This window comes from Paenibacillus sp. S33 (assembly GCF_053615415.1).
Map to the genome: position 1 here is coordinate 2,873,585 of NZ_JBSIEZ010000001.1, position 26,254 is coordinate 2,899,838.

Genomic DNA, 26,254 nt, shown 5'->3' on the forward strand with positions numbered 1-26,254 from the left:
AATAGATGTTCAATTTTTCGCCTTCTATCTATATACCCTCAAATCACACAGAATACTAATCCTAAATAAAAAATTATATAATAAAATCAAAAAATCCAGCTCATGGTTTGTGCTAAATCGCACTCCATGAGCTGGTTTGTATATTTTTTATAAGGCTTAAGCAGAGACTATCGTCGTGCTTTAGGCTTTAGGATGAATCATATGCGCAGGTACAACATATTGATCGAACTGTTCTTCAGTCAACAGTCCGCTGCGGAGTGCCGCTTCTTTTAGGGACAGCCCTTCTGCATGTGCAAGTTTGGCGATTTTAGCGGCATTTTCATATCCGATATGTGGATTCAATGCCGTCACCAGCATCAGCGAATTATTCAAATTGTGCTCAATTTTAGCGAGATCAGGCTCGATGCCAATCGCACAGTTGTCGTTAAAAGCAATCATGGAATCGGCCAGCAAATGAACAGATTGCAAAAAATTGTAGATGATTACTGGCTTAAACACGTTCAGTTCAAAATTACCCTGACTCGCAGCAAAACCGATAGCTGCATCATTACCCATTACTTGCGTAACGACCATCGTCAGTGCTTCACTTTGAGTCGGATTCACCTTACCTGGCATGATGGAGCTACCTGGCTCGTTAGCAGGAATCGTGATTTCGCCCAAGCCGCTACGCGGACCACTTGCCAGCCAGCGAACATCATTGGCGATTTTCATCAAATCGGCCGCGAGCGCTTTGACTGCTCCATGTACGGCCACCACTTCATCGTGGCTGGTCAGTGCATGAAATTTATTGGGTGCGGAAGTGAACGTTTTGCCAGTGAAACTAGAAATTTCCGCAGAGGTTCGGGAGCCGAACTCTGGATGAGCGTTAATTCCTGTCCCCACCGCGGTTCCGCCAATCGCCAGCTCCTTCATGTATTGCACCGTGTCAATGATAATTCGCTTGCTCTTGTCCAGCATGGCATACCAGCCGCTTATTTCCTGCCCCAGCGTCAGCGGTGTCGCATCTTGTAAATGGGTTCGTCCAATTTTTATAATATCCTTGAATTGCTCTGACTTCTGTTGAAAAGTCTCTTTCAGCTTATCAATGGCAGGCAACAAACGGTCCTCAACTGCAATGACACCCGCTACATGAAGCGCCGTAGGAAACGTATCATTTGAGCTTTGCGACATGTTTACATCATCATTGGGATGCAGCTTCGTATCTTTTCCCTGCTCTTGTAACCATTGGCTTCCCAGATGAGCAATCACTTCATTTACATTCATATTGGACTGCGTACCGCTTCCTGTCTGCCATACAACCAACGGGAAATGGTCATCAACCCGCCCTGCGAGAATTTCGTCCGCTGCATAAATAATGGCGTCCTGCTTCTCCTGTGATAGCTTACCCAGCTTATAGTTACTGATCGCCGCGCTTTTTTTAAGCACCGCGAACGCCTGTATGACCTCTAATGGCATTTTCTCCGAGCCAATCGGAAAATTTTCCTTGCTGCGCTGTGTTTGCGCTCCCCACAGACGGTCTGCCGGTACCTTGATTTCGCCCAACGTATCCTTTTCGATGCGGTAGTTCAACTCATTTCCTCCTCTTGGCCTATGTAATTCAGACAAAATATGGTGCTCTCTCTTGCCTATTATACATTAAATTTCAAATGTTATCATTTATTTTGCAAGCGCTTTTTTACGATGCGGCCAGAGGAGGCGAAAGGAAATTTAATTTACAAGCATGGCTACTAGGTTCAACTAATGGTGATATTGCTTTTGCCATGGACTTCTTTTCTGCCCAGTAGCTTGTTCAGCGCATCGATGTAAGCTTTGGCGCTAGCTTCCAAAATATCAGTACTTGTGCCTCTTCCCAGAGCTGTGTACTCACCTTGCCTCAAAATAGCGTGTACTTCCCCCAACGCATCTTTACCATATGTTACAGATTGGATCGAATAATCCTCCAACTCCACCTCTTCACCACTGGCCTTGTCTATAGCATGGAAAATCGCATCTACAGAACCGTTACCCATTGCTACTTCATCAATTGCTGTCCCATCTTGTTTACTCAACCGAATGGATGCGACTGGAACCGACTGATTGCCATAAGACACCTGAATGGAATCCAGTGTGTACATTTGAGGTGAGGCATTGCGGCTTTCGTCCATCAGGACGTGCAAATCTTCATCTAGCACCTGTTTTTTCTTATCCGTCAAGGCCTTGAATTTGCGGAACGCCTCTTGCAGCTGTTCCTCCGTCAAAGCATCAAACCCCATGTCCGCCAGTTTTTCTTTAAATGCATGTCGACCCGAGTGCTTGCCCAACACAAGTTTACTCGTCTTCAGCCCAATACGCTCAGGGGACACGATCTCATACGTTGTACGCTCTTTAAGCATTCCGTCCTGGTGTATACCGGACTCGTGAGCAAACGCATTGGCTCCAACAATGGCCTTGTTTCCCGGTACCGACATCCCCGTACGTTTGCTCACCAGTCGACTGGTGGCATACAGCTCCTCCAAAACCAGACTCGTTTGTGCACCATAAAGCTCAGTTCTGGTATCAAGGGCCAGTGCAACTTCCTCGATAGGTGTATTTCCGGCTCGCTCACCGATTCCATTGATGGTACCTTCAAATTGATCTACACCATTACGGATGGCCGCCAGCGTGTTAGCTGTTGCCATGCCAAGATCATCATGACAATGTGTGCTGAGTTGTATTTTTTCGATACCGGGCACTTGTTGCTTTACAATTCTAAACATTTCACCGAACTGATCCGGCGAGGCATATCCCACCGTATCCGGTAAATTGACGACCGTCGCTCCAGCACGAATCGCCATATCCACGACTTCACAAATAAAGTCCAGCTCGGTACGACTGGCGTCCTCTGCTGAAAATTCTACCTTGCTGAAATACTTGCGTCCATAACGAATGGCAGCAGCAGCGGTCTCTAATACTTTCGCTTTATCCATTCGCAGCTTATGTTGGCGGTGAATGGGTGAGGTAGCCAGGAACAAATGAAGACAGGTATCCTCAGCTCCTCGTAGCGCCTCTCTGACTGCATCAATATCCTGTTCTTTCGAGCGTGCAAAACCAACCAGTGTTGCTTGGGTAACCTGTTTGGCAATCTCCTGCATGCTGATAATCTCACCAGGCGAGGTTGCTGGAAAGCCGGTCTCAATCCGATCTACGCCTAATTTTTGCAGCTGAAGAGCAATTTCCACCTTTTCTGTGCTGGTTAAGCTAACTCCTGGTGATTGCTCTCCATCTCTTAACGTTGTGTCCAACACCCATATTTTGCGCATACAGATACCACCTTTGGTTTGATTTTAGGAGATGCTCAAGTAAAAGGCTCAAAGATCATCATATTCATCTGATCATCTGATGTTTAAGGATAAAAAAATTATGAACTTCCCATATGCTTTTGCAGCTCCAGCTTGGTGCCGTCCAAATGTTGAATGCTATAAAGTTCGGCAGCCTTGCCATCCTGATCCCGGATTGCTTCATATATTTTTTCATGCTGCAGAGTAAAATGATTTTGCATCGCTGGATCGGTAATGAGATTGTTCAATGCCTTGCGAATGGCCTCTACAAAGCTGCCATATACGTCTGTAAGCACCTTATTGCGTGTAGCTCCGGCAACAGCCAAGTGAAAAGTGATATCCGCATCTAGGTACCCAGTCAAATCTCCAGCGGCCAAAGTTGCAGCACGACGGTCCAACGCCGCACGCATTAAGCGTAAATCCTCGTCATTACGACGTAATGCAGCCAATCTGGCAATCTCTAGTTCCAACACACTCCGCACTTCATAAACCTCAATAATTTCAGCACGGCTTAGACGGTAATCCAATGGCTCTTGAGAAGTCGTCGGTTGGCAGACAAAAGTTCCGTGTCCTTGCTTTTTCTCTAATAGACCGGCATGCACCAGAACGCTAACCGCTTCACGTACTGTAGATCGCCCGACTCCGAATAGCTTCATGAGCTCAGGCTCGGTTGGAATCTTAGTGCCCACATTCCATTCACCAGCAGCAATTTTTCGTTGCAGCTGTTCAGCCACTTCATCGGCGATTTGCTTGCGTTTGACGGCTTGAAAAGGAAAATTCATCTGATCATCTCCTGTTTCGTATCATACTACGAATGCTTGTCATTCTGCAACCTTTTTCGTCCTCCTTCCCCATTGGTCCTTACCTATGCTTATATACCCAAATAAAGCCTGCACCGTTGGACACGATACAGGCCTATAAGGATAAATTTAAATGTTAGGATTTCGATTTATTAGGTGTAATACAATACAAACGGCTGGTTGCTTCAAAAATATGGCCTGGAGCCAGTGCAATCAATCCGATCTCCTCTGCTGGCAGGTCCGGACGATTCGGTGCATTGATCATGTTCATTTGCGGCTCAGGACAGATGAATTCCTTGTTCGCTTTGTTATTCCAGATCATCCAATGCTTATAAGCTGTGCCTACATCGTATACGAGGGTAGCACCTGTCTTACTGTGTGTCAGTTCCATGTAGTTGCGTCCATTTTGCGGAGCTGCCGTGTAATGATTATCCATAGAGGCAAAATAAGGACTAACTCCCGTCGTCTTCAGCAGTTCCTCTTCCGGAGATAAAGGCTGGAACTGACCTGTGGCCAACAACCGTTCCGTCAGCTCACGACGCTCACCGATTGTGACCTTAATCTTGTAATCCTCAGGCGAGCTATCGGGTACGAACGGAACGCGAATCGCTGTGTGAAAGGCAAATAAGTTGGGGATCGGTTGATCGCCCTCGTTATGGATCACATAACGCTGATGCAGGCCAAATTCGTCCAGGCTGTACGTTAACTTCATGGTAAAGGTGAAGGGTAAATAGCGGAACATGGGATGTCCTTCCCTTACATGCTGATTCATTACCACATAGCTACCTTGCTCCCCAGAACCGTAGTCCTCAACCTCCCACCGAACAGTGTGTAAAAAGCCGTGCAGATGGTTGTGGGTCGCCTCTTCATTTATCGGCAGCTCATATGTAACACCATTCCACAGGAATTTTCCATCCTCATACCGATTCGGAGGAAACAGGAAAGGAATTCCGTAAACGGACGGACTTTGCTTAAAAGCCTCTATGCTCTCAGCATCTGGCTCACGCAGAAAAGAATATCCCGTTTCATTGTCACGAAAAGAAATCAGATTTGCGCCGTTTCCCGGCAGGGCAACTGCTTCATATCGTCCAAATTTAAGACGAATCGCCGGTATTCCATAATAAAGATCACCAATTGCAGCATGTTGTTGTGTCATCAAAAAATCCTCCTTGATGAAATGACGATGTTTAATGAAAGCGTTTAGCTTTTGGCTTGACTATACCATGCTGAGCAAAAAAATTCCACGTCCACACAAAAAACGATGCCCCGCAAGGCATCGTCCTTCACACATCACTACACATAACGGCCCTGTTTGGGTACAGCCATGTGCTCAAAATCTCCCGCCAGTCGCTCCAGCTGATCTGTCAGCTCAGCACCATGCATGTAATGACCATGTCCTGTGACTGCAATCTCAGGCTTTAACTTGGCCAGCATTTCCACCGAACGCTGCGCAGCTTGCCAATCTGTCGTAAAATACGCAGGAGGCCCATGTATTTCTTTTTCCTGTAAAATAACGGCCAGTGCCGATTCCTGTTTCACCGTAATAAAAGCGTCACCGGCCACCATTAACCTTCTTCGCTCATGAAAAAGCGATACATGACCAGGTGTATGTCCTGGCGTATGCAGCCACTTCCAACCAGGGGCACCGGGGACACTGCCATCTAGGGGCAGTGATGTGATGCGATCATCGAGATCTATAGCATCATTAGGGTATAAGAAGGAAATGCTCGACATTAAACCTCCCCCTACACTAGGGTCAGGTTTTTGATAATCCTTCATTCCCGTCAAATAAGGTAATTCCAAAGGATGTGCATAAACAGGTGTACCCCAATGCTGTACCAACTCAATAACCGAACCTACATGATCAAAATGACCATGTGTAAGCACAATAGCGATCGGAGGGCCAGTGAACCGTTCCTCTGCCAGGCGTATAATCGAGTCTGTAAATCCTGTCATCCCCGTATCCACCAGCACCCAGGAACGGCTTCCCGGCTCCCCAATAAAACACATATTTACAAACAGCGTCCGTAAGCTCAGGAGATCGGGAGCAGCCTCTTCATTTGCCGTCATTCCTTCGGTGAACAGATGATTTGCCAAAGCTTCACCCTCCTATTCACATGGAATTTCCTGTTAACATCGACCTTTAGGCTTCCCCCATGTCAGCAGATTATGCGGACACTGCTAAATATAATCCGCTTGTCACGAAAATAGACCATGTTTACATTACTCGGGTAATTTGCTCCATGCCGTATCTAGCAAATAGTCGAACAAATCATCGTTCTCTTCAATCCAGCTATCCATTTGCAGCATCTCTTCCTCCACCCGTGGCTCTCCCGCAAAATGGAGACTGTAATCCCATTCCTTTCCCCTTTTGCTGTGGAATGTGATTTCATATACAGAACTCTGTCCCTCTACTTTAAATACCACTTGGCCCAGATAAGCACCATTCTCATCTTTTGTCATTTGTGCCTGTTGAATATGTACTTCTTTCACTTCCTGAGGTGAATTTTGCTCTGTCATTCATCTATCCGCCCTTTCATTTTCACTAAATAGTACCAAAACTGATTTGTGAACCTTTTCGTTACATTGTACAATATATAAGCTATGTGTGGAATTTGCAAAAAAACTGTGCAAGTTACCCAAGCCTTGTTTAAGGCTTTTCGTGAAATGGAGGAAAGTTACATGTCAGATTTTCAACAAAAATTGCAAAAATATGCCGAGTTAGCCGTTCGGGTCGGCGCCAATGTCCATCCTGGGCAGACACTCATCGTTCATGCACCAATTTTGTCCGCCGAACTCGTGAGACTTATCGTCAAATCAGCGTATACTGCTGGGGCCAAGCTGGTTACAGTAAAATGGAGTGATGAGACTATTACTCGATTACAGTATGAACTAGCTCCTGATGAAACTTTTAATATTGCTCCCAAATGGTACGCAGCCGAAATGACTGAAGAGGTCGAAAATGGCGCAGCTGTACTGCATGTCATTGCAGAAAATCCGGATTTGCTTCAGGGAATTCCGTCCAGCCGAATTACTGCTGCCCAGCGTGTGCGGTCACATGAATTACGTCAATATCGTGAATATCAAATGGCCGACAAATTCAGTTGGTCTCTGATTGCTTATCCTTCAGCAGAGTGGGCTGCCAAAGTATTCCCTGATCTGCCAGCTTCAGAGCAAATGGATAAACTGTGGGATGCCATTTTCAGCACCGTGCGTGTGGATCTGGATAACCCTGTGGAGGCGTGGAAAGAGCATTTGAAAACCCTTTCCAGCAAAGCTGATATTTTAAATGCCAAACGCTATAAAAAGCTGCATTATCTGGCTCCAGGCACAGACCTCACCATCGAATTGGCAAAAGATCATCTGTGGGTAGCAGCCGAAAGCGTCAACCAACAGGGACATACTTTTGTAGCCAATATGCCTACCGAGGAAGTGTTTACAGCTCCGCTCAAAACGGGAGTGAACGGTAAAGTCAGCAGCACCAAGCCACTTAGCTACAGCGGAAATATCATCGACAACTTTTCATTGACTTTTGAAAATGGACGTATTGTCGATGTACAGGCAGAAACCGGTTTGGAAACTCTTCAGCATCTCGTAGAAATGGATGAAGGTTCACACTATCTGGGGGAGGTTGCTCTCGTACCTCACAAGTCACCTATCTCTGATAAAAATATTTTATTTTATAATACGTTGTTTGATGAAAATGCCTCTAACCACTTGGCCATCGGTAATGCTTATGCATTTAACCTTAAAGGCGGCAAGGATATGACTCAAGAGCAGTTGGCTGCCAACGGCCTGAATTCCAGCCTGACTCACGTCGACTTTATGATCGGTTCAGCTGAAATGGACATTAACGGCGTTACCGAGGACGGTACTGAGGAACCTATCTTCCGTAAAGGAAATTGGGCGATCTAACACGGCAAAAAAGGCTCCCACCGCTTTATGCGTGAGAGCCTTCTTGCTTCTTCCTATAGGCTATGTTAGATCTATTTTACAACGTGTTAATCCAAGAATTCGCTGCAACTCCAAAAACAATTTGTATCACGCTGATGATGAAAAAGACAATAAGGCAATTTACAACTCTTCGATTGGTGGTTTGATGCATGGATAAAGATGATTTCACGTAAAACATGCTGCCCAATATTCCTATACACACACCGAAAATCCCCGAAAATAGCAATCCTATAACCAAGCTGACCACGACAAAAGCCCAACTCCAGCCCGGAACTTTACTCACAGGAACATAAGGTTGATTGGACCCAAGATATACACCTTATAACATAAGTTGCAAGTTAAAAAATGGAAAAAAGGTCGCTGATCAGCGACCTTTGAATCTACTTTATTTCGTATGAGGTTAGCTTTTATGTCCAATTTTAGCCTTGTAGACAAGTGAATATTGGTCAGCCGCTAAAATCGCATCAAGCACATCATCCGCTGTGACAGCAAATGGTAGATTGTGAGCAGTTTCGCCTTCTTTGGTAGCAGCCTGGGCTACCCTGTATAAATCCTCTCGGGAAGCTTCCTGTAGCTTAATGTCTTCGAGCGTGACAGGCAGATCGAGTTTTAGATAAAAGTCAATATACCGCTCCACCTCGGACAAAGGTCTTTTTTCCAAGGCAAGCTGGACTAAGGTGCCAAAAGCTACCTTCTGACCATGTGTCAGGTGATGAATATCCCCTTCCAGAACGGTAAAACCATTGTGAATCGCATGTGCGCCTGCCAAACCGCCGCTTTCAAAGCCCAAACCGCTTAGCAACGTATTGGCTTCGACTACCGCTTCAAGCGCAGGTGTGACGACTTTGCGTTTCACGGATTCATAAGCCTGCAGACCGTAATCGAAAAGAACTTCCTCACACTTGGACGCAATGGCTTCTGCCGCCAAGGTTGGCAAACCACCAGCCATTGTCGTTGCGCGAGCTTCAATGACCGCACGGACCTCAATCCACGTTGCCATGGCATCTGCAATGCCTGAGGAGAGGAACAAGGGCGGCGCTTGAGAAATGACTTTCGTGTCCACCAGGATCAGGCTCGGATTTTTACTGAAAAAGGTATACGTATCAAATGCACCCTCATCGGTGTACAAAACAGATAGTGCACTAGTAGGGGCATCTGTAGAAGCAGTCGTTGGAATAATCACAACTGAGGAACCGAGTAGTTCATTAACGGCTTTGGCCGTATCCAGCGTTTTACCACCACCTACACCAATGACAATATCGACCTGGGCGCTTCGTCCCTGATCCGCAATACGGTTGACTTCATTTTTCGATGCTTCCCCTTGAAACTCAATTTTAACCGCCGTAATATCAGCCTGTTCCAGACTTTTTACTACGCGGTCAGCTGCAATCTCCCAAACCAGCTTGTCCGCAATAACCAAGGCAGTATGACCTAATGGCTTAACATACTCACCTGTTTTATCAATCACATTTTTCCCTTGCACATATTTACCTGGACTAATAAATACTTTTTCGCTCATCGTTTAACTCTCCCTTCCAAGTTTGTACAATTTCTATTATACGGTTGAAAGGGCACACATCTCAATTTCGAAACCAAGATCTTCAATCATTTGATGATCAAATGTGACCTCCTGGCCTTCTGTCGTTAAATAATCTCCTACAAAAATTGAATTCGCTGCATACAGGCATAGCGGTTGTAACGAGCGTAAATTCAACTCTCGTCCACCTGCAACGCGTATTTCTTTGGATGGACAGATGAAGCGGAACAGTGCCAGCACCTTCAAAGCTTGGATAGGTGATATTCGCTTTGCTCCTTCCAACGGGGTTCCAGGGACTGGATTCAAAAAGTTAACCGGAATAGAGTCAGCATCTAACTCCCGTAAGGCATAAGCCATTTGTACGATTTCCTCATTCGTTTCCCCCATCCCGATAATAACGCCAGAGCATGGAGACATTCCGTGAGATTGAGCCATTTTCACAGTTTCGACGCGTTGATCGTATGTATGTGTGGTTGTAATCGAAGGATAGTTGGCCTTACTTGTATTTAAATTATGATTGTATCGATGTACCCCAGCCTCTGCCAACCGCCGTGCCTGATCTCCCTTGAGAATCCCTAAGCAGGCGCAAATTTTGAGCGGCATCGTGCGATTAATTTCTTGTACTGCCTCAATCACCTGATCCAGCTCTCGATCTGTTGGACCTTTGCCGGAAGCTACGATGCAATACGTCCCTGCTCTCCGCGCTACTGCTTCCCTAGCTCCAGCCAACAGTGATTCCTTGTCCAGCATACTGTACTTGCTCACAGGCGCCGTGGATACGATAGATTGTGAGCAATAACCGCAATCCTCCGGGCACAGGCCACTTTTGGCATTGATGATCATGTTGAGCTTTACTTTTTTTTCATAAAAGTGATGTCGCACCTGAAATGCAGCTTGCATAATCGGTAATAATTCCTCATCGTCGGCTTCCAGTACCTTCATACCTTCTTCCAGCGATATACGGCTGCCTTGGATCGCTTTTTCAGCCAACAAGCCCCAATCTATAACCTCGTTTAGTAAATTCATACTTCTTGCCTCCCAAAATTAATGATCATGTAAATGGATAAGATTTTCAACGTAGAGGAAGTTCCTTTTTTATTGTCAACCCAATCGATTATTTTTAGGTTGACAATAACACGAACATCATATCAATTCATGTCCTTTCTGTAAAGGAGGCAAATTAAAAAGCGACCCCACATCGTTCAAGGTCGCTCTCAAGATTTATTCCGTATTCCGTTATGAGACTCCTGCTTCTTCCACGATAATAGGCTGTTTTATCAGCCGAATACGTGAAATCCGCTTGTTTTCAACTTCTTCTACCGTGAACATACATCCCTCAAACAATACAGTCTGGCCAGGCTGTGGAGGAATAACCTCGACATGTGAGTATAGCCAGCCCCCTACCGTATCATAATCCTCATGATCCAGATCCAGTCCAAAGCGATCGTTCACTTCATCAATTAATAACATGCCGTCAATGGAAAATTCCTCGTCATTAATCTGCTCACAACTCGGACGTTCCTGATCGAACTCATCCTGAATTTCACCAACGATTTCTTCCATAATATCTTCCAGTGTTACCATACCCGATGTCCCGCCATATTCATCAATCAAAATGGCGATTTGCGTCTTGCTGCGCTGCATGCGTTTGAGCAGATCACTAATTTGCGTAGATTCCGGGACAGCAAGAATCGGTCGAATCATCGTACGGGTATCCAGTGTGTTCGCCCGTAGAAGGTCCTTAATATGGATAAAGCCGATAATATGGTCCTTATCTTCGGCGCAGATTGGATAACGGGTTCTCATGCTTTCCGTCGCAATCGCGAGATTTTCTTCTGTGGACTCATTACTGTATAAGCAGATCATCTCAGTTCGCGGAATCATGATTTCCCTGGCGGTCGTGTCGGTAAAATCAAATATATTATCAACAAGCGCCAATTCCGTATTATCAATTAGTCCGCTCTTATTGCTTTCTTTCATCAGAATGCGTATTTCATCTCCGGTATGCGCGGAATCGTCATTTTCAGATACCGGCTCCAGACGGAATAAACGCAGCAGGCTGTTCGCCATTCCATTTAACGCCCATATGAATGGATACATCAACTTGTAAAACCAAGTCATCAGCATGGCTGAATACAGCGTAATGGTCTCAGATTTACGAATAGCTATCGTTTTGGGCGCCAATTCACCCAACACAATATGCAGAATCGTAATAACAATAAATGCAATAACCACGGCAGTACCGTGCACATATACCGCTCCTAATCCAGCGGCTGTAAATACAGGTTCGATCAAATGTGCGATGGCCGGCTCTCCGATCCATCCTAGTCCCAACGATGCTAGTGTAATACCCAACTGGCAGGCAGACAAATAAGCGTCCAAGTTGTGTAACATATTGGCGGCGTACACGGCCTTTTTATTGCCCGCTTCCACCAATGTTTCAATACGGCTGCCTCTGACCTTCACCATGGCAAATTCCGCAGATACAAAAAAACCATTCAATAGTACTAATGCAAAAACAATAAATAAGTTAAACATACTCGGTAAAGGGTCACTCAATATGCTCCCCATCAGCCGTCATTACGGCAGACAGGCGCACCTCCTTCGGATAGTTTCATCATAGACAGAACGATAACACATCATAAGCAGCGTCAACTTCCCAACACATTCACTCCTTCCGGCTTCTAAAGCCATATTCCGCATAAATGATTAGATCATTCATCAGCTTATATTTAATTATATAACTATACTCTATACAGTCAAACCACAAGCAATGTCAGAAAAAACAGCCCCCCTATCATTTAGGTCATAAAGCTCTCGTTTTCGCCGCTTACCATCAAGAAAGCTACTATATTTGAGAAAGATTATAAACAAAATACATCCCCTGCCGTCTGGCAGAGGATGTAGACTCATATATATGAAGGCATCAGCGAACCGGGGATGCACCCGGATTCCCGATGACGCCGGGATATTGGTACAACAATGGCTCATCAAACGTTGCATAGTCCAGGTTTAGCATCAGCAGAATGGTCCGTTTGCCTGTCGCCGGATCACTAATAATAATGTGATCCCGACCTGCTGCTTCCAGAATGCCTTTGAATATTTTCGCATTCCATTCCCGGTTATTTTCATAGGTCATATAAAAGGTTCCCGTTTTGCCTAAGTTCAAGCGTAAAATATTTTCGATGTATGATTGCTCGTATTGCGGAGTCTGAACCTGCACTACAGTACCCGTTGGTGTCATAGGGCTGCCACTACTTACTTGAGGTGGAAAGCCAGTCATAGGCTGCGGCTGCATGGTTCCCATTGGAGCCATCCCTCTTGGCCATTCGGGATATCCGTTGCCGGAAGCATAAGATACGGGACGGTAAGCTTGCTGTGAAATCATGTAAATTCCTCCTAAAATGGTTTTAATTTAATTCTTCAAGCCATTCTGTAAAGTGTCTAATATACATTAGGACAATCCTGTACAGACGGGCTAAAAAAGCAGTGGGCTTTAAAACGTCCGGTATTGGTCTGGTCATACCAAGTGCCCGGACAGTTTCCTGCTGGTCTGAAAAACCATAATGCATTGGATGCCGGATGTAGCTTTTCTCCATTGATTACACGCTGGGCAAGTCGAATGTCCCGATCACGGGCTTTCTGATAAAAATACCCCTTCTGAGTGGCTTCAAAACCTCCGGGGCTTTGAAACACCATGTCATTCATGAGACGTATCCCCCGGAAATCTAGGCAATTGGATAAAATTCGGTTCACACCGACATTGCCAACCATGAGCATCCCCATCTCGCCTTCACCTTCAGCCTCAGCCCGCATCAGCCGGGCGAGGGTCCTTACATCTTCTGAGTTGGTCTTGATTACAGCCACCGCGTCCCCTCCTCGCTTCTCCATCACATACCCTATCGTATGGTACAAATGCCCAATGGGTGACAGTCCAGAAAAATAAAAAAATAGCCCCAAGACTGGGACTACTCATTAGGCTTTTATTATGGCTCATAAATCATTTTACGCGTCATGCCACCATCTACTACCAGATTCGTGCCTGTTACAAAATCATTGCCGGGTTGTGTCAAATACAGACAGGCCCGTGCGATGTCCTTAGGGGTTCCTACTCGCCCAGACGGATGCTGTTGATGGTCTTCTGCACGCAGTTGCTCATAATCCCCGGTTTCAATCCACCCTGGACTGATGCAATTGACCTGAATCCCGTCCTTTCCTAGCGATATGGCCATCGCGTGTGTAAGGGCCGCAATCGCTCCTTTGGATGCTGCGTAGGCTTCTGTATCCGGCTCTGACATGAAAGCTCGTGTAGAGGTCATATTGACCACAGAGCCACCTTCTGAGTTTCGTTTCATCACCTTAGCTGCTTCCCTGGTGGCAATAAAACAGCTGCGTACGTTTGTATTCAGAATGTCATCCCATTCTGCTATCGTTAACTCATAAGGAGATTTCCATTTGGACACGCCAGCGTTGTTAATTAGCGTATGAATCGTACCGTATTCTTCTTCCGTGGCACAGATTAGCGCTACAATATCTTCTTCCTTCCGCACATCACAAGGAATAAAAATGGCCTGATAGCCCTCGTTCCGGGCCGCTGCAGCGGCTGCTGCACCTTCCTCCTCATTGTAGTCGGCAAATACAACATGGGCACCCTGAGCAGCGTAGGCAAAAGCGACTTCTTTCCCGATGCCATGCGCCGCTCCTGTTACAATAACAACTTGTCCCTCAAATGACACAAATCATTCCTCCTCTGAACTACACTGTTCTAGTATATATGTACCAAAATGTACTGTACAAGAAACATCTACAGCCCCCTACCCTGGCATCTCGCAGAAGGCTGTAAATGAATCCAAAAAATAATTAGACTGAATTCTACATTTTAACCTGTTCCAAGCTATAGCGATTAAGACGCTGAAACCCGATATACCTTGTACCCTGAAAAGTAAGCCGTCCCTCATCCCCTTCAGCGCATTGACCATATTCTTCCCCAGATACCTTAAACTCCATCCGGTCGCCACTTTCCACCTCGAAGGTTACGTAATAGAAAGTATAGGTACGAGTCCCTTGTTCCTCCTGCCGCCTCTGTTGGAGATGTGTCCTTCTGGCTGTAATTCGGGAACCGACCGTCAATACAGGCTGCCTTTTATTCCGACTCCATTCCATGACTTCCCTGCCTGCAGACAACACGACAATACCCAACACGACAACGAAAAATACGGGCAGTACCGTGCCCAGCCAATCGAACATCCATAATGACTCAAAAGCCATGCACCGCACTCCTCTCCGCCAGGCATTTCACAGGGAAACTACCGGGCATCCTGACCTAACCTAAGCTTTCTATAACAGTATATGTATGTTCCTGCCCAAATTTGATAGCAACCCTTAAGAACGCCAAGAGCCCCCACGGAATTATCCGGGAGGGCTCAAGATATGGCGATATCAGAATGATGCATCGATTTACACATGTACAAGCTGGAGATAACGTTGTGTTTCATCCAGAACTTCATGATTTTCGTCTTCAGCGTAACGCTCTGCACACTGCTTGCAGTCCTCTTCAGTCGTGCAACCATAGGCATCCTGGCAAGTATAACAAAATTGAAGGTAGTATTGGGTTAACATATGATCCTGATTCGCTCTCATGATTATCACTCCTATCGTTGTTTACAGGTTTAGTATAACAGCGGCTTATTTGTTAGTTTGTGATTTTTTTCACATATAGTCATATAAAATTTAAATTTTTTAAAAATAAAACGCCCTGGGAAAAACACCCCAGGGCAATCACCTTTATAGCGATTATAAAATTCTCCAGTTCGCACCGCCGTCCGTCGTTTTCAGCAGCAGTGACTTTTTGTCATCAAGGCGTTCCAAAAGAAGCCAACCCACCGAAGAAGAAGCGAAACGGAGCTTAACCGATCGTGGGTAGTCTTTTAGCTTCAAAGGTAGCACTTTGTTGCCTGTGAGACTTGTCCACGTCTTCCCCCCATCCATTGTACGGCTCATTCCGGTCTCGGTTATGATCCACCCTTCCTTTTCATTTAGAAACGTACGGCCAGGGATAATAGAATTAATGTTGCTACTCAGACCCAAAGGCACACCGTTCCATTGTGTCCCTGTATCGTTTGTAAACAGTCCGTTATATTTTATGGCCTTATCCCCATAGCAAAGAACCGGAATCCAGTACGAGGCACTGCTCCCTTTCAGAGACTGCTGGGCTTCTGCTTTTGCCTGAGGACAGCCCTGTATTCTGTTAGCTACCGGAGTCCAGGTTTTCCCTTGATTCAAAGTCTTGTACAACTTAACACTGTTATCCAGATTGATCGCTACAAACCCCTGATTGTTGGAAGAAAAGCTCATCCCCGCCAGGCTGCCCCGATCGGGTAAACCTGAGCCTGATTTATTGGATGTCATACTCGAACTTTGCGCAACTTTATTCCATGTGGCTCCCCCGTCAGTGGTGTGATACAACAGTTTTTGTTGATCCTGCTCATTCAGATTTACATATGCCATGATCCAGCCAGTAGTTGGATTTACATATTGAATCGAGCTCACATGGTCCCCGCTTGGAAGCGCTGAAACATCCCAGCTCTGTCCTCCATCTGCTGTTCTCAGAATGACGGTTGCTGTTTTGTCCAAATTTTGACGGACAACCCAACCGTGACGAGAATCAGTGAAACTGATGTCCTTTCCATATTCAAGCTTGTCTTGAAATTGGACGTTTTCGGAGGGGGAAATATTATTCCATGTCTTTCCGCCATCATGAGTATCATAAAGCCGAAGCTCATTATGGGTAACTCCCCAAACTAACCCTTTATTGTTATCAATTAAATGAAAATCCGCTATTCGCGTCTGTACTACATATTTGGCGTTGGGATCGCCCACCTTTGGAGTCACTGGTGGATTAATAGTAATCGTCTGACCCTGGTCATCAGGTTCCTCAATCGGAGGTTTAGTTAACGTATCTGGGGCTTCAGCAGAACAGGCAGTCAGTAGAATGCCCGTCAGCAGCAGTACTCCCCCCAAGAGCGCACGCCAGCGCAGTTTCATATAAAATCCTCCCTCGATGGCATGCTGTAATCACGTGCCAAAAGCTTATCTGAAACAGAATTATACCATAAACGCCTCTATGTGACACTTTTCGCGTAATGTCAAAAAAAAACCGGACCCTTCACAAAAGTGCAGGATGCCGGCTTTTTTTATACTAGAATTTATTAAGATTTACGGTTCAACAAACTTTTGTGGTATCCATAGAAGAAATAGATCAACAATCCAAGCAGGAGCCACACAATGAATCCAATCCAGGTGCTAATATGAAGCTGAAGCATCAGACCGATGCAAACCAAAGCACTTAAAAGTGGGAGCAACGGAACCCACGGCACGGTAAAGCCTCTTTTCAAATCAGGGCGTTTCTTGCGCAGAACGATAACTCCTACCGATACCACAGCAAAAGCGAATAGGGTTCCAATACTCGTCAGATTGGTCAGTGCATGTAACGGGAACAATCCACTAGCCAATGCGATAATGCTGCCCACCAGCCAAGTGCTTCGAATTGGCGTTTGAGTTTTAGCATTTATTTTAGATAAAAAAACGGGTAAAAGGCCATCACGTGACATGGAGAAAATTAACCGCGTTTGGCCATACAAGAGCACCAATAAAACGGTCGTCATCCCCGCAATCGCACCGACTGAAATCAATCCGGCTACGAAATCCTGATGAATAAAGCGGAGAGCAAACGCAACAGGATCACTTACCCCCAACTGCGTATAAGGTACCATTCCCGTTAGTACAACTGAAACCGCAATATACAGTACTGTGCAGATCGCTAGAGAAGAAATAATGCCGATGGGCATATTCCGTTGCGGATTGCGAACCTCTTCGGCTGCAGTTGAGATGGCATCGAAACCCAGATAAGCAAAAAATACGATTGCCGCAGCACTCAAAACACCAGAAAATCCATAAGGCAAAAATGGTGTCCAGTTGTCAGGCTTAACATAAAAGATACCGATCCCAATAAATAGCAATACAACTCCGACTTTAACACAAACCATTATTAAATTGAATCGGACCGTCTCCTTGGCTCCGAGACTCAGTAACAATGTGATGAGCATAATGATGCACACGGCTGGTAGATCAATAATGGTCCCCTTGGTCGAATCGAAGGCTGCGGTTAAAGCCAGCGGTAAATGTACATCAAATCCAGCCAGCAAGCCTTGAAAGTAAGCAGACCATCCACTACTCACAGAGGCGGCCGCCACTCCATATTCCAGAATTAGGTCCCACCCCAGTACCCAGGCCAAAATTTCTCCAAATACAATATAACTATACGCATAAGCGCTCCCAGCTGCGGGAACTGTAGATGATAGCTCCGCATAACATAAGGCTGCTAGTACGCAGGCAATACCTGCAATAACAAAGGAGAGCATCAATCCAGGACCTGCATTTTCTGCTGCTGCCTTGCCAGTAATAACAAAAATCCCGGTACCGATAATACATCCTACACCTAGCATGGTGAGATCAAAGGCACCCATTGTTCTCTTTAAGTGACCTGTAGATCCGCTTTCCTCATGCGGGAGCAGTCCTGTTTTTTTTCGAAATAAGTCCATATGCCGAATCCTCTTTCCATAATTTCATGCGTCAATATCGGTGCTGCAACGCTTTAGTGCGTGTTCTTATCATTCGATTAATTATTAGCGAGCTCGCCTTTGAAGTCAAGGAAAAATGTCATATTTCTTTGCGGTGGGTTAGTATATAGGGTACACTAAGTTGGAAAGATAAATTTTTAAGTAATATCCCAAAATGAAAAGGTATACAACCCGAGAAGGAGATGAGGATTTTATGAGCTTAAAACCTTACAAACGAAGTAGAGTGGCTATTGTCGGCATGGGAGCAGTTGGCACAACAACCGGCTACACCCTGCTGCTGCGCCAACGCATGCAAGAACTTGTCTTTATTGATGTCAACGTCAAAAAGGCGAAGGGGGAAATGCTCGATATGAATCATGGGCTTCCTTTTCTCGGCGGTGTCAAAGTATGGGCGGGTGATTATGAAGACTGCCGTAATGCAGATATCATCATTGTTGCAGCGGGCGCTTCACAAAAGCCGGGAGAAACGCGCATTGATTTACTGAAGCGTAATGCCGAAATTTTTGAAAGTATTATTGATAATATCGTCAAGGTCAATACACATGGCATTTTGCTGATCGCAACCAATCCAGTGGACATTCTCTCCTACATCTCTTGGAAACGCAGTGGTTGGCCTTCAAGCAGAGTCATTGGATCAGGAACGTTGCTGGACAGCGCACGCTTCCGCTATTTGATCGGGAAGCAAAAGGGCATCGATCCACGAAGCATCCACGCCCATATTATTGGAGAACACGGTGACTCCGAGTTACCTGTATGGAGCACTGCCAACGTAGCTGGAACTCCGCTGGAACTGGGTGAAGAAACGAAAAATGAAATTTTTGAAAATACCAAGAATGCTGCCTATGAAATTATAGATGCTAAAGGCGCAACTTCTTATGCTATAGGGCTGGCTCTCGACCGAATCGTAGCCGCCATTCTCGGTGACGAGGGGTCGGTACTTAATGTGTCCACCTTGCTGGAAGATTATAACGGAGTATCTGACGTATATTTAGGTGTTCCAAGTATCGTAGATCACAATGGGGTACGTGAAATTTTGGATCTTCCGCTCAATGACGAGGAACGTGCCAGATTGCTTCAATCTGCGGACAAGCTGAAAGATCAAATTAGCAAAGTTCATATGTAGATCGGGAACATAAAAGCTAAACAAAACTGGCCTCCACAGCGGTAATATCCGTTGAGAGGCCAGTTTTTTAGTCATTATAATGTAAAAGTTCAATTGGTCGTCTTGCTTTGCATTCGAATTACCAAGGTGGCGTATCGCCATCCTCATTTTCATGCTGGCGTTTCTCTTTTAGCCGCTCAGCCACCGTTTCAAACGATTCAGGTTGGAGCAGCTCAATCGGTGAAAATCCCTTTTCAAACGTAAATGCATCGCCTTCAATAATAAGTGCATATCTATCATGAAGTTTCGTGATGTGCAGCTTGGCGCCAAAGTCGGACAGTAGCCCACGCACGGCCGTATCATCTAGTTTAAAACGAACTTCAATTTCTGGTTTCAGCTCGACAATATGCTGTGCAGCCTCTACGACCTGAAGGGGTTCCCATTTCCCTTGCAAATCCCGTTTTTCGCTAGCCGCCCACAATTCCAGATCACGCTCTTCCTGCTGTCTTTCCTCATTAGATGCATCCGGCCATTTGGTTTCTACATAGTTCTGAACGAAGCCCATGACATGCTCATTGACAATTTCGGGCATGGATTGCTCATAGGTCACGAATTTCAAAAAATCTTCAAAATACCGGGCATGCGAAGACTGGTGAATTTTAAGCTCCCACTCATCGTTCATCCCCTCCTCAAGCATGTAAGGATACATGATGGATTTCATATTACGGGCAGAAATAGCCATTTCGACCTCACTCACCAGACTGCTTTCAGTAATTCTGGCAATTTTAGGTTCAAAATCACATTTAAGCACAAAAATAAACGGATCATCCGAGTGTGTATTCAAGGTAGCCTGTACAATGATCAGCGCTCCGCCGCGTACTGCGCTCGTATCCAGATACATCCGCACCAGATCGTCACAAGCATTTTTAAAATCTTCCTTATCCTCTGCTGCCCGCAGTCGGGCGAACATATTGAAATTCGGATTACTGCTCAATTCATGCTCCGGTTCGACGATAAAGCGGCCGATTTTGGTCGGTGCCTGCTCTGTGCTGGGATTTTTTTCAACCTTCCGCTTGCTAATACGAGTAAATTCCCCGTCCAGAAATTTTTTAACATCGCTTTCGTCATAATCGTAGTCGTCCATTGTAGCGTAATGCTTATAGGACTTACCACCCTGTCCTTCTTTTCCATCTACCTGAATTACAAAAAAAGATAAAAAATCCACTTGAAAGTTCATTTATGTTCCATTCGCTCCTTTTCAGGCATGTACGCGTAATTATATCACTATGATTTTAAAAGGTACATCGGATTCAGAGCCCTATTATTAGATAAGTATTTAGTTAACATAATATATATTATGTTAATATTTTTTTGATTAGATATTATTACCAACTCACAAGTTTAAAGTGAGTACTTTTATCACTATTCTAATTCACGTCCTTAAGGATCATTGGCCTCTTTTTTTTCATGCTCTACTTTCTTCTTGGTTTCAAAAAAACATTTGACTAAACAATAGTTAATTTATTATATTATCTATTATTATCTAGACAAAAATAAATTTTGTTTATTTAAAATGTTTTTCAAAGGGTTTGCGCCCTGAAAACAGGAAAGGAGAGTTTGTTGTTGTTTAAAAATCCATATATAAGGACCATTATCGCTTCCAATGCGCTGCTAAATTTGGGCATTTGGGTGCGCAACTTTGCCATACTGTTGTATGTAACAGATTTGACTCATAATGATCCCGTCTACGTATCGCTCATTTCGGTTGCTGAATTCATGCCTATTTTTCTGTTCGCTATCATTGGAGGAACATTTGCGGACCGTTGGCGGCCCAAACGGACTATGATTAGTTGCGATTTGCTATCCGCGGCCTCTATTTTTATTGTCTTGTTGGCATTATGGTACGGGTCATGGCAGATGCTTTTGCTGTCTACTTTCTTTTCGGCCATTCTATCTCAATTTTCTCAGCCGTCTGCAATGAAGATATTTAAGCAGCATGTAGCACCAGACCAGCTTCAGGGAGTGATGGCCCTTTTTCAATCTCTCATGGCATTATTTATGGTTATCGGTCCTGTTATCGGTACATTTATTTATCAACACTTTGGAATTTTCATTTCAATGTCTATAACAGGAATATTGTTTCTCGTTTCGGCACTTGTCTTGACTCGTATTCCCCAAGATGAACAAGCACTTGAGATAGATGATCAACCCACTCATTTCATTCAAGAGCTTAAAGAAGGAATACGTTATGTATGGAATAACCGCACACTTCGCACGCTTGGGGGAACATTTACTGTAATTGGACTGGCGGTTGGACTTATTCAACCATTAATGATTTTTGTTGCCATCGAGAACCTTGGACAAAACAAGGAATTCCTGCAATGGCCATTAATGGCGAACGGAGCGGCTATGCTGGTGGGAGGCGGGCTGATTATGGGGGTTGCCAAAAAAGTACAGCCGCAATTGCTGCTGGTGGCCGGACTCTTGGTCAGCACACTGACAACCTGTGGTGTCGGATGGTCGCACAATATTGGGTTGACTATGGCACTACAAGTTTTCAGCGGCCTATTTTATCCTTGCATTCATATCGGTATCAACACGATGATGATGAAAAATGCCGAAGCTGCTTTTATCGGCCGCGTCGGTGGTGCCCTCTCTCCCCTGTTCTCCGGGATGATGGTCGTCGGTATGAGTATCGGCGGAACACTCAAACACGAATCCTCCCTGAACACTGTATATACCGTGAGCGCCGGTTTGTTTTTGGTCGGAGCGATGCTGTTGTTACCATTGCTTCGTGACAGACAGCCTGTACAAGCTGTCATAGCCGATGATTCTGAATAACAGCACAAGAAACCGCCCCTGGAGAGATGATATGGCATCCTCCGGGGCGGTTTCTTAATGTTTGTATCATGATTTCATACGGATTATGACTCTCTTTCTTCATGCTCTTGATTACAATTATAAGGATCATCATTCTCATTTAAAAACATTGATACTGGGTATACATAATATACATTATGTTAATCTTATGATCCTCATTGTATCGAATTAAAGAAGTCGGCCTTGACTTCAACGCCTGTCCAATCGTATAGTATGGTTATATCTTCAATTAAGGGAGAGATTTTGATGTCGGTGAACGTTCTTAACTAAGCAATTGCATATTCAGGGAGTAACACCAGGCGCTTGCACCCTTCGGGGACAGGTTTGTTTCTTGCTGTGTTGTTATCCTGATATTAGTTAAGAACATGCGGATATCATAAATCGCCTTCGGGATTATCTTCATCCAGGCCTTATTCCGTGCTGTGTTCAGCACGGTTTTTTGTTTTCAGATTTTGTAACTTCCCTTTTAACGTTTCCATTCGATCCAAATAGCTTAGCAAAGAGCTGTTGCGTGAATGAATTGGAAACACGGAACTCGGAACTACAAAAGCTGTATTACAGGCTTATTTGTTGATAAATTCCCTCTTTCCTTAAGGGCGGAGAATGAACGTTTTGTTCATTCTCCGCCCTTTTTTATTTTAATAGCAAGTTTTCCAAAATCCTGACTACACAACTAAAGGAGAGATTTATTCATGAACGAAACTACAATGCTGCGTTTGGAATATGATCAAATTAAAACAAGAGTTTCCGAATGTGCTTTTTCTTACCTAGGTAAGCATCACGCTGCTTCTATGTGCCCAATTACTGATATCCGTACCATTAAGATTCGTCTTGACGAAACCAACGAAGCGTTACAGATCATTCGCCACGGAGCAAGCGTCCCTGTTCCTTCGTTGGAAGGAATGGAGCACATTCTTCAACTGCTCGGAACCGGGTATATGTTCAGCGAGCGTGATTTTTCTCATATGGCTCAATTCATTCGAAGCTGCATTCAACTCATAAAATATATGCATTCCAAGGCGGACGCTGCTCCAACCGTCAGCGCTTATGCATCTTCCATGTATAGCATGGAGCCACTTCTATCCGAAATCGAAAGATGTATTCATTCGGGACGTGTGACGGATATCGCCAGTAAAGAACTAGCTAAAATTCGCAAAAAAATTGCGGTTACTGAAGAACGCATCAAGAGAAAACTTGACTCTCTCACAAGCCGTCACCGATCCATTATGCAGGAAAATATGATTAGTCAGCGCAATGGCCGTTACGTGCTTCCAATCAAAAAAGAATTCCGTAAACAAGTGAAAGGCAATGTACTGGATGAATCGGGAAGTGGTCAGACGGTTTACGTTGAACCTGCCGAAATCACGAATCTGCAATTCGATCAGAGCGCAAACATGGCAGAAGAATCTAAAGAAGAAATGAAAGTGCTGGGAGACCTGACGGCAATGGCTGAGTCATACAACCGGGAACTAAGCATCAATACAGAGACTGTAGGTGTACTGGATTTTTTATTGGCAAAAGCCAAATACGCCATGACTCTGGATGCTGTTCCTGTCGAACTTAACCTTGACGGGATTATAGACATCCAAGGTGCACGTCACCCATTGATGTCCAATACCATGGTGCCGCTTGATTTCTCAATTGGTGAAGGATATTCCTCACTCATCATCACTGGACCGAACACAGGCGGAAAAACGATGGCCCTTAAAAGCGTCGGTCTATTAACACTAATGGTGCAATCTGGGCTACTGGTACCTGTTTTGCATGGTAGCCGAATGGCTGTATTCGAGGAAATTGTGGTAGATATCGGGGATGGACAAAGCATTGAACATGCTTTGAGCACCTTTTCTGCACACATCCGCAACATGATTAGCATTTTAGAAACAACAGGAAACTCTACTCTGATTCTGATTGATGAAATGGCATCCGGCACCGATCCAGGAGAAGGAGTAGGCCTCTCTATCGCGTTGCTAGAAGAATTCCATCGCCGCCGAGCGACAGTAGTGGCTACAACGCACTTTAGCGAAATCAAGCATTTTGCTGAAAACACACCGGGATTTCAGAATGCTCGTATGGAGTTTGATACCGAAACGCTACAACCTTTGTACCGACTTCGCATTGGAGAGGCCGGAGAAAGCTATGCATATGCAATTGCCTTGAAGCTGGGCATGTGGACACGTATTATCGAGCGTTCTGAGGCCATTTCTGCAGGCAGAGCGTCTCGGAATACACAGGAATCGTTTGTTATTCCCCCTTCTGTAGATGATGAAAAGTCTGATGATGCAAATAAGCCTTTCCCTAAAAAAGAGGCTTTAGACGAGACAGTCACAAAACGGGGTAAACAAGAAATTGCTCTCAAAACCAAGCCTTTTGCCCTTGGCGATAGTGTTTATGTAGGCTATCTGGATCGAACTGGAATTGTATACAAAACCGAGGATGAACGGGGTAATGTCGGGATTTTGATCCAAGGACAGAAGCTAACCATGAACAAAAAGAGGCTCGTCCTTCACATCGCTGCTACTGAATTGTATCCTGACGACTATGATCTGGATATTGTTTTAGAAACCAAGGAAAACCGCAAAAAACGAAAACTGCTGGGACGTAAGCATGTCGAAGGACTGATGATTGAATCTCCCCCGGAAAATGAAATATAGACGCATGCGTATATTCTCAACTGAAAAATAAGCTATTTTATATTGTCAGTGAAACTTGAATCTGCAAGTGGACACTTGATAAGAGTGATTCACTTGCAGATTTCACCACACTAAAAACATAATATATATTATGTAAACTTTATACTTCTTTATTAGACAGGACAAGATAAATCAGACATCGAAATATAACTTTTGTTATCAATCAAGATGATAGGTTTGTTTGTAGTTATATATAGCACCTAGCAAATTCGCTTCATTGCCTAATTTACTTTGCTCAATATCTGCACGCACAAAATTTAAGATAGAATCTAGATAAAGTTTCTCTAGTTCTTCTTTAATAGTAATAACCAGTAAAGGATTTGCAGATATGCCTCCCCCAATTACAAACTTTTCAGGGTCAAGAATCGTTTGCAAATTAATAATTTGTGTTGCGATGTTCCTACAGTATTCTTGAAAAATCGCTTGGACCGTGTGATCACCTTCTTCAATGAGCTTGAATACTTTTTCACCTGTCATAGAATCTGCAGGAAGCCCTTTAGCTTTGGTAACGGTTTTAGATAATACAGAACTACTCCCTTGCATACCAAGCAAATAATCAACATTGTCTGCATACTCATTGTTAGTTCTGATGAAGGAGAATTCCCCAGCCGATAAATGATGGCCTTTCAGCAATTTACCTTGAGAGATGATTCCACCGCCCATTCCGGTTCCAACGACCAGAACAACACCATCAGCGATTCCCTGTAATGAACCACACCATGCTTCTCCCAGAGCAGCGCATTTTCCATCATTTTCAATTGCTACGGGTAAATGAAACGCTTTCTTAAAAACTTCGATCATATTTATATCATTTATATATCTTAATGAACCGCCATGCACCATGTGACCGCTTTCCGAATCCACAATACCTGGCATGCTGACAGCTATACCTTCACATTCATCTATAAACTGATTATGAATTTGCTTCAAAGCTATAAGTAGATTCTCAAGTGAGTCCAATGGAGTTTTAACTTTCCCCTTACACATAAACTCACCTTGAAAATACAAACTAAATTTAATAAAAGAGCCACCAATATCAAAAACCAGTATTTTATTTTTCATGCTACGTATAGTCCTTTCATGATGCAATTTGGGGTCTTCTCAATAACGATAATTAACATTATTGCTTTTGTAAATCCATCATTTTTTTTATCGTTAATAAGACACCGTTTTCTTCGTTGGATTTAGTGATAAAACTGGCTGCATTTTTAGTGTTCTCACATGCGTTTTTCATAGCAAAACTATATTTTGCTATAATCATAAGTTCCACATCATTTTCATCATCTCCAAAAGACATGGTCGACATCGAAAGTGCCACTATTATTCAGAAAAGTACCATCCAGATCACTTACC

At 44.4% G+C, this 26,254-nt stretch carries 22 protein-coding genes and 1 pseudogene; 4 read left to right on the top strand and 19 right to left on the bottom strand.

Annotated elements, in window-relative coordinates:
* Positions 1-180: 180 nt before the first annotated feature.
* The 6 genes from fumC to ACWGXJ_RS13140 form a co-directional block, all read right to left on the bottom strand.
* The gene (gene fumC / locus ACWGXJ_RS13115) at positions 181-1,569 is read right to left on the bottom strand and encodes a class II fumarate hydratase (protein WP_025722755.1); all 1,389 of its coding nucleotides are present in this window, start codon (positions 1,567-1,569) and stop codon (positions 181-183) included.
* A gap of 164 nt (positions 1,570-1,733) precedes the next feature.
* Positions 1,734-3,278 (bottom strand): 2-isopropylmalate synthase, encoded by a 1,545-nt coding sequence (locus tag ACWGXJ_RS13120; protein WP_254349604.1) that lies wholly within the window; start codon positions 3,276-3,278, stop codon positions 1,734-1,736.
* 98 nt (positions 3,279-3,376) lie between these two features.
* Entirely contained in the window at positions 3,377-4,078 is a 702-nt protein-coding gene (locus ACWGXJ_RS13125; RefSeq protein ID WP_061828291.1) for a FadR/GntR family transcriptional regulator, read from the bottom strand.
* 154 nt (positions 4,079-4,232) lie between these two features.
* Positions 4,233-5,252 carry an aldose 1-epimerase gene (locus ACWGXJ_RS13130; protein WP_013310435.1) on the bottom strand — a complete coding sequence of 340 codons (1,020 nt, stop codon included), beginning with the start codon at positions 5,250-5,252 and terminating at the stop codon, positions 4,233-4,235.
* 137 nt (positions 5,253-5,389) lie between these two features.
* Positions 5,390-6,193 carry an MBL fold metallo-hydrolase gene (locus tag ACWGXJ_RS13135; RefSeq protein ID WP_069289645.1) on the bottom strand — a complete coding sequence of 268 codons (804 nt, stop codon included), beginning with the start codon at positions 6,191-6,193 and terminating at the stop codon, positions 5,390-5,392.
* A gap of 126 nt (positions 6,194-6,319) precedes the next feature.
* A complete protein-coding gene (locus tag ACWGXJ_RS13140; protein WP_061828288.1) occupies positions 6,320-6,616 on the bottom strand; it encodes a hypothetical protein in 297 nt (98 codons plus the stop codon).
* Between the two features lie 162 nt (positions 6,617-6,778).
* On the opposite strand from ACWGXJ_RS13140, the gene ACWGXJ_RS13145 reads away from it, so the two are divergent.
* On the top strand, positions 6,779-8,011 hold the full coding sequence (locus ACWGXJ_RS13145) for an aminopeptidase (protein ID WP_069289646.1): 1,233 nt from the start codon (positions 6,779-6,781) through the stop codon (positions 8,009-8,011).
* 439 nt (positions 8,012-8,450) lie between these two features.
* Here the strand turns inward: ACWGXJ_RS13145 and ACWGXJ_RS13150 are convergent, their stop codons facing one another.
* The 10 genes from ACWGXJ_RS13150 to ACWGXJ_RS13195 all read right to left on the bottom strand — a co-directional run bounded on the left by ACWGXJ_RS13150 (position 8,451) and on the right by ACWGXJ_RS13195 (position 18,187).
* Positions 8,451-9,569 carry a glycerol dehydrogenase gene (locus tag ACWGXJ_RS13150; protein WP_165176913.1) on the bottom strand — a complete coding sequence of 373 codons (1,119 nt, stop codon included), beginning with the start codon at positions 9,567-9,569 and terminating at the stop codon, positions 8,451-8,453.
* A 36-nt stretch (positions 9,570-9,605) separates the two neighbouring features.
* Complete coding sequence (gene bioB / locus ACWGXJ_RS13155) at positions 9,606-10,613, bottom strand: biotin synthase BioB (protein ID WP_348619812.1); 1,008 nt, start codon at positions 10,611-10,613, stop codon at positions 9,606-9,608.
* A 210-nt stretch (positions 10,614-10,823) separates the two neighbouring features.
* A complete protein-coding gene (locus tag ACWGXJ_RS13160; protein ID WP_172828322.1) occupies positions 10,824-12,125 on the bottom strand; it encodes a hemolysin family protein in 1,302 nt (433 codons plus the stop codon).
* A 388-nt stretch (positions 12,126-12,513) separates the two neighbouring features.
* Positions 12,514-12,975, bottom strand: coding sequence for a spore coat protein GerQ (gerQ, locus tag ACWGXJ_RS13165; RefSeq protein ID WP_235309726.1), 462 nt, complete (start codon positions 12,973-12,975; stop codon positions 12,514-12,516).
* A 56-nt stretch (positions 12,976-13,031) separates the two neighbouring features.
* Entirely contained in the window at positions 13,032-13,454 is a 423-nt protein-coding gene (locus ACWGXJ_RS13170) for a cell wall hydrolase (RefSeq protein ID WP_061828283.1), read from the bottom strand.
* A 119-nt stretch (positions 13,455-13,573) separates the two neighbouring features.
* Positions 13,574-14,323 carry an SDR family NAD(P)-dependent oxidoreductase gene (locus ACWGXJ_RS13175; protein ID WP_452566924.1) on the bottom strand — a complete coding sequence of 250 codons (750 nt, stop codon included), beginning with the start codon at positions 14,321-14,323 and terminating at the stop codon, positions 13,574-13,576.
* 136 nt (positions 14,324-14,459) lie between these two features.
* Entirely contained in the window at positions 14,460-14,855 is a 396-nt protein-coding gene (locus ACWGXJ_RS13180; protein ID WP_452566925.1) for a DUF2500 domain-containing protein, read from the bottom strand.
* Positions 14,856-15,044: 189 nt separating this feature from the next.
* Complete coding sequence (locus ACWGXJ_RS13185) at positions 15,045-15,227, bottom strand: hypothetical protein (RefSeq protein WP_061828281.1); 183 nt, start codon at positions 15,225-15,227, stop codon at positions 15,045-15,047.
* 153 nt (positions 15,228-15,380) lie between these two features.
* A complete protein-coding gene (locus ACWGXJ_RS13190; protein ID WP_254325547.1) occupies positions 15,381-16,631 on the bottom strand; it encodes a WD40/YVTN/BNR-like repeat-containing protein in 1,251 nt (416 codons plus the stop codon).
* Positions 16,632-16,795: 164 nt separating this feature from the next.
* Entirely contained in the window at positions 16,796-18,187 is a 1,392-nt protein-coding gene (locus tag ACWGXJ_RS13195) for an amino acid permease (RefSeq protein ID WP_322172280.1), read from the bottom strand.
* A gap of 232 nt (positions 18,188-18,419) precedes the next feature.
* Here ACWGXJ_RS13195 and ACWGXJ_RS13200 point away from each other — a divergent pair, with 232 nt between their 5' ends.
* Entirely contained in the window at positions 18,420-19,349 is a 930-nt protein-coding gene (locus ACWGXJ_RS13200; RefSeq protein WP_029517496.1) for an L-lactate dehydrogenase, read from the top strand.
* 118 nt (positions 19,350-19,467) lie between these two features.
* On the opposite strand, the gene ACWGXJ_RS13205 is transcribed toward ACWGXJ_RS13200, so the two are convergent.
* Positions 19,468-20,565: a DUF3900 domain-containing protein gene (locus tag ACWGXJ_RS13205; protein WP_069289650.1), complete on the bottom strand. Its 1,098-nt coding sequence runs from the start codon at positions 20,563-20,565 to the stop codon at positions 19,468-19,470.
* Positions 20,566-20,951: 386 nt separating this feature from the next.
* On the opposite strand from ACWGXJ_RS13205, the gene ACWGXJ_RS13210 reads away from it, so the two are divergent.
* Both ACWGXJ_RS13210 and ACWGXJ_RS13215 read left to right on the top strand, forming a co-directional pair.
* Complete coding sequence (locus tag ACWGXJ_RS13210; RefSeq protein ID WP_250261241.1) at positions 20,952-22,169, top strand: MFS transporter; 1,218 nt, start codon at positions 20,952-20,954, stop codon at positions 22,167-22,169.
* A 731-nt stretch (positions 22,170-22,900) separates the two neighbouring features.
* On the top strand, positions 22,901-24,862 hold the full coding sequence (locus ACWGXJ_RS13215) for an endonuclease MutS2 (protein ID WP_250261240.1): 1,962 nt from the start codon (positions 22,901-22,903) through the stop codon (positions 24,860-24,862).
* Positions 24,863-25,060: 198 nt separating this feature from the next.
* Here the strand turns inward: ACWGXJ_RS13215 and ACWGXJ_RS13220 are convergent, their stop codons facing one another.
* Together ACWGXJ_RS13220 and ACWGXJ_RS13225 are read right to left on the bottom strand one after the other, a co-directional pair.
* Positions 25,061-25,963, bottom strand: a complete 903-nt coding sequence (locus ACWGXJ_RS13220; protein ID WP_452566926.1) for an ROK family protein — start codon at positions 25,961-25,963, stop codon at positions 25,061-25,063.
* Positions 25,964-26,021: 58 nt separating this feature from the next.
* Positions 26,022-26,201, bottom strand: a pseudogene (locus ACWGXJ_RS13225) (HAD family hydrolase); the annotation flags it as partial.
* Between the last annotated feature and the right edge of the window lie 53 nt (positions 26,202-26,254).